This is a genomic window from Pantoea sp. SIMBA_079, assembly GCF_046940275.1.
In the GTDB taxonomy this organism is placed as follows: domain Bacteria; phylum Pseudomonadota; class Gammaproteobacteria; order Enterobacterales; family Enterobacteriaceae; genus Pantoea; species Pantoea borealis.
The window spans coordinates 65,407-77,072 of sequence record NZ_JAWRYR010000004.1; the positions used below are offsets into that span (position 1 = coordinate 65,407).

The 11,666-nt window shown below is 56.2% G+C and carries 12 protein-coding genes; 11 read left to right on the forward strand and 1 reads right to left on the reverse strand.

Annotated features, from left to right (window positions below; genetic code table 11):
• Window positions 1-165: 165 nt before the first annotated feature.
• The 9 genes from ydgT to nth all read left to right on the forward strand — a co-directional run bounded on the left by ydgT (window position 166) and on the right by nth (window position 7,525).
• Complete coding sequence (gene ydgT, locus SB719_RS07665; RefSeq protein WP_039384201.1) at window positions 166-381, forward strand: transcription modulator YdgT; 216 nt, start codon at window positions 166-168, stop codon at window positions 379-381.
• A 2-nt stretch (window positions 382-383) separates the two neighbouring features.
• A complete protein-coding gene (locus SB719_RS07670) occupies window positions 384-827 on the forward strand; it encodes a DUF2569 domain-containing protein (RefSeq protein ID WP_065649439.1) in 444 nt (147 codons plus the stop codon).
• A 113-nt stretch (window positions 828-940) separates the two neighbouring features.
• Window positions 941-1,522 (forward strand): electron transport complex subunit RsxA, encoded by a 582-nt coding sequence (gene rsxA, locus SB719_RS07675; protein WP_065649440.1) that lies wholly within the window; start codon window positions 941-943, stop codon window positions 1,520-1,522.
• A gap of 1 nt (window position 1,523) precedes the next feature.
• A complete protein-coding gene (gene rsxB, locus SB719_RS07680; protein WP_065649441.1) occupies window positions 1,524-2,102 on the forward strand; it encodes an electron transport complex subunit RsxB in 579 nt (192 codons plus the stop codon).
• Window positions 2,095-4,497, forward strand: coding sequence for an electron transport complex subunit RsxC (rsxC, locus tag SB719_RS07685; protein ID WP_412159113.1), 2,403 nt, complete (start codon window positions 2,095-2,097; stop codon window positions 4,495-4,497). Before rsxB ends, rsxC begins: the two co-directional genes overlap by 8 nt.
• Complete coding sequence (gene rsxD, locus SB719_RS07690) at window positions 4,498-5,556, forward strand: electron transport complex subunit RsxD (protein WP_150017461.1); 1,059 nt, start codon at window positions 4,498-4,500, stop codon at window positions 5,554-5,556.
• Between the two features lie 3 nt (window positions 5,557-5,559).
• Window positions 5,560-6,189 carry an electron transport complex subunit RsxG gene (rsxG, locus tag SB719_RS07695; protein WP_065649444.1) on the forward strand — a complete coding sequence of 210 codons (630 nt, stop codon included), beginning with the start codon at window positions 5,560-5,562 and terminating at the stop codon, window positions 6,187-6,189.
• Entirely contained in the window at window positions 6,186-6,893 is a 708-nt protein-coding gene (locus SB719_RS07700; RefSeq protein ID WP_039384182.1) for an electron transport complex subunit E, read from the forward strand. Before rsxG ends, SB719_RS07700 begins: the two co-directional genes overlap by 4 nt.
• Window positions 6,890-7,525 (forward strand): endonuclease III, encoded by a 636-nt coding sequence (gene nth / locus SB719_RS07705; RefSeq protein WP_292971635.1) that lies wholly within the window; start codon window positions 6,890-6,892, stop codon window positions 7,523-7,525. The genes SB719_RS07700 and nth overlap by 4 nt, the downstream gene beginning before the upstream one ends.
• Window positions 7,526-7,560: 35 nt before the next feature.
• Here the strand turns inward: nth and SB719_RS07710 are convergent, their stop codons facing one another.
• Window positions 7,561-8,625, reverse strand: a complete 1,065-nt coding sequence (locus SB719_RS07710) for a mechanosensitive ion channel family protein (RefSeq protein ID WP_206099911.1) — start codon at window positions 8,623-8,625, stop codon at window positions 7,561-7,563.
• 747 nt (window positions 8,626-9,372) lie between these two features.
• Between SB719_RS07710 and dtpA the strand changes: the two genes are divergently transcribed.
• Entirely contained in the window at window positions 9,373-10,878 is a 1,506-nt protein-coding gene (dtpA, locus tag SB719_RS07715; protein ID WP_065649448.1) for a dipeptide/tripeptide permease DtpA, read from the forward strand.
• 167 nt (window positions 10,879-11,045) lie between these two features.
• Window positions 11,046-11,651, forward strand: coding sequence for a glutathione transferase GstA (gstA, locus tag SB719_RS07720; protein WP_065649449.1), 606 nt, complete (start codon window positions 11,046-11,048; stop codon window positions 11,649-11,651).
• Window positions 11,652-11,666: the final 15 nt, after the last annotated feature.

Genomic DNA, 11,666 nt, shown 5'->3' on the forward strand with positions numbered 1-11,666 from the left:
ATGTTTTGCTGTGAAACCGCGCGGCATAACTAAAAAAATTGCTACTACTTAAGTAATTAATCTACCTGGTCTGAATTTTGAATTTTTTTAACACGGATATATAGACAGCAGCAGCGTGCTCCCTATACTTGAGCCCTCAATCGTTCTTTCTGTTTAATGGCAATCATGACTGCGCTGGATTACCTGCTAAAATTTCGCAAAGTGAATAATCTTGAGAGTCTTGAAAAACTCTACGATCATCTCAACTATTCGCTGACCGATGATAATGACATCATCAATATGTATCGTGCTGCCGATCATCGCCGCGCTGAACTGGTCTCTGGTGGCCGATTATACGATCTGGGCTGTGTACCTAAGTCAGTGTGGCGCTATGTGGTTTAATTATGTCTGAATCTCTTCACTCACCGCGCATCGGGGGCTGGCTGCTACTGCCGCTGGCCTGGCTGATTATGACCATGCTCACCAGCGCACTGGTTATCGCGCTCTACCTGCGTCCTCTGTTTGACAGCGAGCTGCGCACCACTCTGTTTTCACACGCTAATCTGCTGTTATCGCCGTGGCTGATTTCCCTGCTTACTGCCACTGCGGTCTGGCTCTACAGTATCTGGGTAGGCTGGATATTCTGCAGACGCTCACGGCGCCTGCCACGCCACTATACAATCTGGCTGCTGATGACCGTACTGCTGGCGCTGAAAACCTTTGCGTTTACGCCGGTTGCAGACGGCAAAGCGCTGCAGACTTTGCTTCTGACGCTACTGGCTGCCGCCCTGTTCGTTCCCTACTTTAAGCGCTCACGGCGGGTTAAACATACGTTTACTGCTCCGTAATTCGTCAGGAATTTAATTCTGCGTGCTCTCAGGGCTGCTCCCGCCGGCGTAAAGGTTGAGATGTAGCTCTCATTTCCGGATAATATCTGCCTTTAGGCTTCCCAGGTTAAACCATGACCGATTACTTGCTTCTCTTTATTGGCACAGTGCTGGTGAACAACTTCGTGTTGGTCAAATTTCTCGGCCTCTGCCCGTTCATGGGCGTGTCAAAAAAACTGGAAACGGCCATTGGCATGGGACTTGCCACCACGTTTGTTATCACCCTCGCTTCGGTGTGCGCCTGGCTGGTTAACCACCTGATTTTGATCCCGCTGGATCTGGTTTATCTGCGCACCATGGCCTACATCCTGGTGATTGCCGTCGTGGTCCAGTTCACAGAAATGGTGGTGCGGAAAACCAGTCCATCTCTCTACCGGCTGCTGGGGATCTTCCTGCCGTTAATCACCACCAACTGTGCGGTACTGGGTGTGCCATTACTGAGCGTTAATCTTAACCATACGTTTCTGCAGGCCGCCCTCTACGGCTTTAGCGCCTCGCTGGGCTTTTCACTGGTGATGGTGCTGTTTGCCGGCATGCGTGAACGTCTGGTGCTGGCTAACGTGCCGGCACCGTTTAAAGGTAACTCTATCGCCCTGATTACCGCCGGCCTGATGGCGCTGGCGTTTATGGGCTTTACCGGTCTGGTGAAATTCTGATATGACCGCTATCTGGATAGCAATTGCTGTACTCAGCGCGCTGGGGCTGATTTTTGGTGGCCTGCTCGGCTACGCTTCGCGCCGTTTTGAGGTGGAAGAAGACCCTATTGTCGAACAGATTGATGCCGTACTGCCACAAAGCCAGTGCGGCCAGTGCGGCTACCCGGGGTGCCGCCCTTATGCGGATGCGGTAGGTAATAACGGTGAAGCGATCAATAAATGTGCACCGGGTGGTGAGCAGACCATGCTCAGGCTGGCTGAACTGCTGAACGTTGAGCCGCAGCCACTTGATGGTGGTGCCGACATCCTTACGCCGGTGCGTACCGTCGCGTGGATCGACGAAGAGAACTGCATCGGCTGCACCAAGTGCATTCAGGCGTGCCCGGTGGATGCCATTGTGGGTGCCACGCGCGCCATGCACACCGTGCTCAGCGACGTCTGCACGGGCTGCGACCTGTGTGTCGCTCCGTGCCCGACTGACTGCATTGAGATGCGCCCGGTCGCCACCACCCCAGCAAGCTGGAAGTGGGATCTCAACACTATTCCTGTAAAAGTGATCCCGGCAGAACATCATGCTTAATCTGTTAAATCTGTTTCGCAAAGAGAAGCTGTGGGATTTTCAGGGCGGTATTCATCCGCCGGAAATGAAAACACAGTCTAACGGCACGCCGCTGAGCACGCTGCCGTTGCCTGAGCAGTTTGTTATTCCCCTGAAGCAGCATATTGGCCATGAGGGTGAGCTCTGCGTCTCGCCAGGCGATCGCGTGCTGCGCGGTCAGCCGCTGACTTTTGGCAGCGGACGTATGCTGCCGGTACATGCGCCAACCTCAGGTACCATAGAGGCTATCGCGCCGCACATGACGGCGCACCCGTCCGGGCTCTCAGAGCTGTGCATTTTCCTGCGGGCTGACGGTGACGATCGCTGGATCGAGCGTGACGCGCAGCCTGATTACCGCGCGCTGAGCCGGGAAGAGGTCATCAGGCGCATCCACAGCGCCGGCGTGGCCGGGCTGGGTGGCGCCGGGTTCCCGACCGCCACTAAATTGCGTGGCGGCCTGCAGGGTGTCAAAACGTTAATCATCAATGCCGCAGAGTGCGAGCCTTATATCACCGCTGATGATCGGCTGATGCAGGATCACGCAGCTGAAGTGCTGGAAGGCTGCCGGATCCTCGCCTGGGTGCTGCAGGCAGAACGCGTTCTGGTAGGTATTGAAGATAACAAACCTGACGCCATTGCTGCCCTGAAACAGGCGCTGCGCGGCGAACGCGATATTGAGATCCGGGTTATCCCGACAAAATATCCCTCTGGCGGCGCGAAACAGCTGACAAAAATCCTGACCGGACGGGAAGTGCCGCACGGCGGACGCTCAACCGATATTGGCGTCCTGATGCAGAACGTCGGCACCGCCTGGGCGGTTAAGCGTGCGATTGTTGATGGTGAACCCATCACCGAGCGCGTGGTCACGCTGACCGGCGAGGCGATTGCGCAACCGCGCAATGTCTGGGGGCGTCTTGGTACCCCGATCAGTCACCTGCTGCGCCAGGTCGGTTTTCAGCCGGGTCCGCGTCAGATGGTGATCATGGGCGGGCCACTCATGGGCTTTACCCTGCCCTCCCTCGACGTGCCGGTGGTAAAAATTACCAACTGTATTCTGGCGCCTGCCGCCAGCGAAATGGCTGCACCGCAGGAAGAGCAATCCTGTATCCGCTGCAGCGCCTGCGCGGATGCCTGTCCGGCGAAGCTGCTGCCGCAGCAGCTTTACTGGTATAGCCAGGGCGGCGATCATGAAAAAGCGCGCGCGCATAATATCGATGACTGTATCGAATGCGGCGCCTGCGCCTATGTCTGTCCAAGCAATATTCCGCTGGTTCAGTATTACCGGCAGGAAAAAGCTGAGCTGCGCGCTATCGATCTTGAGGCAAAACGTACGGCAGAAGCCAAGGCGCGCTTTGAGGCGCGTCAGGCACGCCTGGAACGCGAGAAACTGGCGCGTGAAGCGCGTCATGAAGAAGCGAAGCAGCGCGTTGCACGCAGCGATAACGGTGAACGCGACGCTGCCGCTGCACGCGTTAAAGCGCGTCAGGCGAAATCGCCAGAGCAGGAAATAGCCGAACGTGAAGCGCGTCACGCCCAGGCGCTTGCGCAGCAGGCGGCAACCCAGGCAGAGACGCAGCCGGTTAGTCGTCAGACCGGCGATCCGCGTAAAGCGGCGGTGGAAGCCGCAATCGCCCGGGCGAAAGCGAAAAAAGCGGCTCAGCCAGAGAGCGAAGCCACGGCAGAGAGCGACCCGCGTAAAGCAGCGGTGGAAGCCGCAATTGCGCGTGCGAAAGCGAAAAAGGCAGCCACGGAGCGTCCTGAGGTGAGTCCTGCTGATATGCCGGCAGCGGGAGCCTCTGCGCCGGCAACGGAAGAGGATCCGCGTAAAGCTGCCGTCGCCGCGGCTGTTGCCCGTGCCAAAGCGAAAAAAGCAGCCGCGCAGGCTACAACCGCAGACGAGCCGGTTACCGAAACGTCTGCGCCGGCAGCGGAAGAGGATCCGCGTAAAGCTGCCGTCGCCGCGGCCATTGCCCGCGCCAAAGCGAAAAAAGCAGCCGCGCAGGCCACAACCGCAGACGAGCCGGTTGCCGAAACGCCTGCGCCGGCAGCGGAAGAGGATCCGCGTAAAGCTGCCGTCGCCGCGGCCGTTGCCCGCGCCAAAGCGAAAAAAGCAGCCGCGCAGGCCACAACCGCAGACGCGCCGGTTGCCGAAACGCCTGTGCCGGCAGCGGAAGAGGATCCGCGTAAAGCTGCCGTCGCCGCGGCCGTTGCCCGCGCCAAAGCGAAAAAAGCAGCCGCGCAGGCAGAAAGCTCACCGCCGCAGGCGGTACCGGCTGAACCTGAACCTGAAGACCCACGCAAAGCGGCCATCGCTGCGGCGGTCGCCCGTGCTAAAGCGCGTAAAGCGCAGCAGCAGCCTTCGACCACTGAGGAATAAATGGCCTTTCGTATCGCAAGCTCTCCCTACACCCATAACCGGCGCAGCACCGGTAACATAATGCTGCTGGTGGTACTGGCCGCCCTGCCCGGCATGGCGGCGCAGTGGTATTTCTTCGGCAGTGGTTTTCTGATCCAGGTTGTGCTGGCTATTGCGACAGCGCTGCTGACCGAAGCGGCGATACTGCGGTTGCGTCACAGCGCCGTTAAGCCGGTGCTGGCAGATAATTCAGCTCTGCTGACCGCGCTGCTGCTCGGGATCAGCCTGCCGCCGCTTGCGCCCTGGTGGCTGATTGTTCTGGGTACCCTGTTTGCGATTCTGATTGCCAAACAGCTCTATGGCGGACTGGGTCAGAATCCGTTCAACCCGGCAATGGTCGGCTATGTGGTGCTGCTGATCTCTTTCCCGGTGCAGATGACCAGCTGGCTGCCGCCCGATGCGCTGCAGGCGGTAAAACCGGACCTGATGGATTCACTCAGTATGGTGTTCCGCGGCCATACGCTGGCAGGCGAAACCATGCAGCAGCTGCAGCTTGGGGTGGATGGCATCAGTCAGGCCACGCCGCTCGATACGTTTAAAACCGGACTGCGTGCCGGCCACAGCGCCGAAGAGCTTCACGCACAGCCCATCTACGCCGGAGTACTGGCAGGGCTGGGCTGGCAGTGGGTCAACCTGGGCTATCTGCTGGGCGGCATGCTGCTGCTGGCAAAAAATGCGATTCGCTGGCATATCCCGGCCAGTATGCTGGCCTCGCTGGCGGTGTGCGCCACGCTCGGCTGGATCTTCTCGCCTGAGACGCTTAATACACCGCTCACCCACCTCTTTTCGGGGGCGACAATGCTGGGCGCATTCTTTATCGCCACCGATCCGGTTACCGCCTCCACCACTAACCGGGGGCGTCTGATCTATGGCGCGCTGATCGGTCTGCTGGTCTGGCTGATCCGCAGCTTTGGCGGCTATCCGGATGGCGTAGCGTTCGCCGTGCTGCTGGCAAATATCTGCGTGCCGCTGATTGACTACTACACTCAGCCGCGCGTTTATGGTCACCGGAAGGATTAAGGCATGATCGACGCTATTCGCAAAAACGCGGTGACGCTGGGGATGTTTGCCGTGGTGACGACCGGCGTAACCGCCGTGGTGAACTATGTGACCAAACCCACCGTTGAGCATCAGACTGCGCTGCAGCAGAAAAACCTGCTGGATCAGGTGGTACCGACCGCGCTGTACGATAATGCTATTCAGCAGGAGTGTTATCTGGTGCGCAACGCGGCGCTGGGTAACGAGCAGCCGCATCACCTGTATATCGCCCGTAAAGGCGACAAGCCGGTGGCCGCGGCGCTGGAAAGCACCGCCCCCGATGGCTACTCCGGGGCGATTCAGCTACTGGTAGGCGCCGACTTCAGCGGTACCGTGCTGGGCGTGCGGGTGATCGAACATCACGAAACACCCGGACTGGGTGATAAAATTGAGCTGCGCATCTCTGACTGGATCAACAGCTTTAATGGAAAACAGGTCAAAGGGGCCGATGACCCGCACTTTGCCGTGAAGAAAGATGGCGGCGATTTCGATCAGTTTACCGGTGCGACCATTACGCCGCGCGCGGTGGTTAACGCCACTAAACGCACGGCGCTCTATATTGAAACGCTGCCAGCGACGTTGCGTTCGCTGCCGGAATGTGGAGAAACACCATGAGTGAAGCGAAAAATCTGCTGATTGGCGGTTTATGGAAAAATAACTCTGCGCTGGTACAGCTGCTGGGACTCTGTCCGCTGCTGGCGGTGACCTCCACCGCAACCAATGCGCTGGGGCTGGGGCTGGCCACGACGCTGGTGCTGACCATTACCAACAGTGCCATCTCCGCCTCACGCCGCTGGGTACCGGCAGATATCCGCATCCCGATTTATGTGATGATTATCGCCTCGGTTGTCAGCTGCGTTCAGATGCTGATCAACGCTTATGCCTACGGTCTTTATCAGTCGCTGGGGATCTTTATTCCGCTGATCGTCACCAACTGTATTGTCGTGGGCCGCGCTGAAGCGGTAGCGTCAAAAAGCAGTATCCCGCTCTCCGCGCTGGATGGATTTGCTATCGGTATGGGCGCGACCTGCGCCATGGTCACGCTGGGATCCATTCGCGAGCTGATTGGCAGCGGTACGCTGTTCAACGGTGCCGATCAGCTGCTCGGCCCGTGGGCAACCTCGCTGCGCATTGAAGTAGTGCACTTTGATTCACCTATGTTGCTGGCCATGCTGCCGCCCGGCGCCTTTATCGGTCTCGGCATGCTGCTGGCAGGAAAGTATCTTATCGATCAGAAAATGAAACAGCGCGCCGCGCTGCGCGCTGAAGCGGAAGCTAAAACAGTGGCTGCGCCAGGTGAAATCGGGAAAGCGGTGTGAATAAAGAGAAGCGCCTGCAGATCCTGACCCGTCTGCGTGATAACAATCCGCATCCGACCACTGAGCTGCAGTTCAGCTCACCGTTTGAACTGCTGATTGCGGTCCTGCTCTCGGCTCAGGCGACCGATGTCAGCGTAAACAAAGCCACGGCCCGTCTTTATCCGGTAGCGAATACCCCGGCGGCCATGCTGGCGCTCGGCGTTGACGGCGTCAAAGCGTACATTAAAACTATCGGGCTGTTTAACAGCAAGGCGGAAAACGTGATTAAAACCTGCCGCATATTGCTGGAGCAGCATGGCGGCGCGGTGCCGGAAAATCGTGCCGCGCTTGAGGCGCTGCCGGGCGTGGGCCGTAAAACCGCCAACGTGGTGCTGAACACCGCCTTTGGCTGGCCTACTATCGCCGTCGACACGCATATCTTTCGCGTCAGTAACCGTACACGCTTTGCGCCGGGTAAAAATGTGGAAGAGGTTGAAGAGAAACTGCTGAAAGTGGTGCCTGCCGCGTTTAAAGTCGACTGCCATCACTGGCTGATTCTGCACGGGCGTTATACCTGTATAGCGCGCAAGCCGCGCTGCGGGGCCTGCCTGATTGAAGACCTGTGCGAATACCGTGACAAGACGGAGATCTGAACGCGCGATGCCTTTTTACTGCACCGCGCGCCATTTTACGCTTCCGGGCTGCTCAGCGTAGCCCGTACATGCGGCAGGCACTGCGGATAGTGCTGCTGGATATATTCAATCATCTTCTCCCGCACGTAACAGCGCAGGTCAAAAGCGGTAGGTGAATTATGGGCCGTCATCAGTAGCCTGATGGTCATGGTTTTTTCAGTGGTCTCAGTGACCTGCAGCACCTGCGTCTCCCGATCCCAGAGCCGGGTTTCATTAAGTATTTTTTCAAAATGGTCGCGCAGCGGCTCCAGCGGCATAGAGTAATCAAGATAAAGAAATACGGAACCTAAAATCTGTGCGTTGTTACGCGTCCAGTTCTGGAACGGATTTTCCGTAAAATAGGTTATCGGCAGTACAAGGCGGCGCAAATCCCAGAGACGTACAACGACATAGGTCAGGTTTATTTCCTCAATCCAGCCCCACTCTTTTTCTACTACCACCGCATCATCAATTTTTATTGGCTGGGTAAAAGCAATCTGAATACCGGCAAACAGATTAACCAGCGACTTCTGTAATGCAAACCCGATAATTATACCGGCCACCCCGGCCCCGGCAAGGATCGTCGTGCCAAACTTGCGCACACCCGGAAAGCTCAGCAAAATCAAAGATAAACAGAGTGTCACCAGCACGACGATGACCACTTTTTTCACATACATAATCTGCGTGCGAATTTTTCGTGCGCGCAGGTTATTTGAGATATTTATGTCATAACGGATAAACAGCATGTCCTGCGCGACATTAATCATCCTGATCATCAGCGAGCAGAAGGATAATATAATAAAGATGTGCAGTGTGGCATTAATAAAGCCAAGCGACTCCGGCTGAATATTAACATAATCTACGCCCGCGCTAATGAATAACAGCGGTAAAATAAGAAACATTGAGCCGCGCAGATGTTTTTCGAGAGATTTGAACAGTTTTTTATCACGCCCCTGCCAGTAACGGATCAGGCTGAGAAGAACAAATCGCGCCAGGAAGCCCAGTGCGAGCGACAGTGTGACGAGTAATACAGCAGGCACCCATTGCGGGACACCAGATAACTCACCCAGTATCAACGGCATCATTTTCCCTCATTGTTGACTGACGGCACGGCATCGCCAGTACGCTGAAAACACTGCCAGTTTCATCGTCAACGATAACCGGCACACAACATTTTGCTGACATGAGTATATGAAATTTATGAGAAACAGCGTCTGCCCGTTGCTGATTATTCGCCCGAAAAGGTGAGCTGATGTTTCCGTCAGCCGCAAACGGCGTCTGATGCCGGCTGAGCCGTGCCATGCTCTGCCAGTTTATCCGCCGGTAAAAAGGCCCTGCCGCACCTGAAAAGTGCAGTTTCTTTTTTCACCTGATTAATTAATTGGAAAATTTGTGCACCAGATCAACAAAGTAGCGTTTCGGAAACGCCATCCTGCGCTTTTAGCTCAACAATCAACCTATTGTGCCCAAAATTCACTATTAAGCAGCAATATATGCCGTATAAATATTCATCATTAGTCTGTTATTCTGTTTTACTGCCACCTGGCGGTTTATTTCAGTAAACGGGTTTCTTAAACCCATATATCGCATGTTTATTCTGTTACAATTGATTTACACCCTATTAAACACTAAGTCATCTCGCTTAGTCGCGAAGATCGCCCTGCCGGCATCGGGTATTCCAGCGTGTAAAAAATACTTGCCCTGTGGCTCCGATTCAGCCAAATTAGGCGCCGTTTTTCCTTTCTAATAACAATGTTGCGCGGGATGACCCAGACCGACGCAGACTTAATTCCTGTTACAAAACAGGCGATGTATAAACTGAGGTACACGTGTCAACTGCAAACAAACACACTGACGAGGCGGTAAGCCTCAACGCCTTCCGGCAACCTAAAGCATTTTATCTGATCTTCTCCATTGAGCTGTGGGAGCGCTTCGGCTACTACGGTTTACAGGCCATCATGGCGGTTTACCTGGTTAAACAGCTGGGGATGTCTGAAGCGGACTCTATTACGCTGTTTACCTCATTTAGCGCGCTGGTCTATGGCCTGGTGGCTATCGGCGGCTGGCTGGGTGACAAAGTACTCGGCACCAAGCGCGTGATTGTACTAGGCGTGATGGTGCTGGCGCTCGGCTATGCGCTGATCGCGTTTTCCGGGCATGACACCACGCTGGTTTACGTCGGTATGGCGACGATTGCCGTGGGCAGCGGCCTGTTCAAAGCGAACCCCTCTTCGCTGCTCTCGACCTGCTATGCGAAAGACGATCCGCGCATCGACGGCGCATTCACCATGTTCTATATGTCGATCAACATCGGTTCACTGTTCTCCATGATGCTGACGCCATGGCTGGCAGCGAAATATGGCTGGGGTGCCGCCTTCTCGCTCTCCGTCGTGGGGCTGGTGATCACGCTGCTTAACTTCCTGTTCTTTAAACGCCTGGTGAAAGAGTACGGTTCGAAGCCGGACTTTGCTCCGCTGCAGGTGGGTAAACTGCTGCTGACAATCGTGGGCGTCGCGGTGCTGATCGCACTCGCCACCTGGCTGCTGCATCACCAAAGCATTGCGCGCATGACGCTCGGCGTTGTTGCTCTGGGCATTGTTCTGATCTTTGCCAAAGAAGCGTTCACGCTGCAGGGTGCGGCGCGCCGCAAAATGATTGTGGCGTTTCTGCTGATGGTGGAAGCGATTGTATTCTTTGTGCTCTATATGCAGATGCCTACCTCGCTCAACTTCTTTGCGATCCGCAACGTAGAGCATGCCATTTTCGGCATCGCGTTTGAGCCGGAACAGTTCCAGGCGCTGAATCCATTCTGGATCATGGTCGCCAGTCCGCTGCTGGCTGCTGTCTATAACAAGCTGGGCGATAAGCTGCCAATGCCACATAAATTTGCCATTGGCATGGTGCTCTGCTCCGGCGCGTTTCTGGTACTGCCGCTCGGTGCCGGCTTTGCAAATCAGGCAGGAATTGTCTCCGTCAACTGGCTGATCCTGAGCTATGCCCTGCAGAGTATTGGTGAGCTGATGATCTCCGGCCTGGGTCTGGCAATGGTGGCGCAGCTGGTACCCCAGCGTCTGATGGGCTTTATCATGGGCTCATGGTTCCTGACCACCGCGGGCGCAGCAATGATCGCCGGTAAAGTGGCCAACCTGATGGCGGTGCCGGAGAACGTGACCGATCCGCACACCTCACTGGCGGTTTACAGCCAGGTCTTTCAGCAGATTGGTATCGCCACCGGCGTTATTGCCCTGCTGATGCTGGTCACTGCCCCGCTGCTTAATCGCATGACGCAGGATGCGTCTGACGGTGCACTGAAGCGCGCCGGCGCCAGCGAGTAACCGCATACGGCTCTGCGTTATGCCATCTCTGATGGCGTCGCGGAGCCGCTTTTCTCCTGATAAGTTCCTTCCCATCTCCCTTTTTCCCTTGTAGTTTACTCAGAGTCCGCTATCCGGCGTGCCGCATTTGTCACGTCACTCATATCATTTGTTGAGGAGATGCAACAATGAAACTCTATTGCAAGCCCGGTGCCTGTTCCCTGTCCCCCCATATTGTCGCCCGCGAATGCGGCCTCGACTTTACGCAGGTGAATGTTGATTTGCAGAGCAAGCTAACGGAACAGGGCGAAGATTACTGGCAGATCAACCCTAAAGGTCAGGTCCCGGCGCTGCAGTTTGATGACGGAACGATACTGACAGAAGGCGTAGCGATTGTGCAGTATCTGGCGGATCTCAAACCCGATTATCACCTGCTGGCCCCGACCGGCAGTCTGACGCGCTACCATACACTGGAGTGGCTGAGTTTTGTCAGCAGCGAGCTGCACAAGGGATTTACGCCGCTGTTTCGCCCCGATACGCCAGACGCGTACAAGCCTCAGGTGCGTGCTCAGCTGGAGAAAAAGTTTCAGCTGGTGAATACGGCGCTGGAGGATAAACAGTGGCTGCTGGGCACACGCTATACCGTGGCCGATATCTATCTGTATGTGGTTACGCGCTGGGCAAAAGCAGTGAAGCTGCAGCTCGACGGGATGCCGGCGCTGGACGCGTGGTTTGCCCGCGTGAGTGAGCGTCCGGCGGTTCAGGCGGCGCTGCAGGCAGAAGGTCTGGCGTAAGCCTCGCGGCAGGCC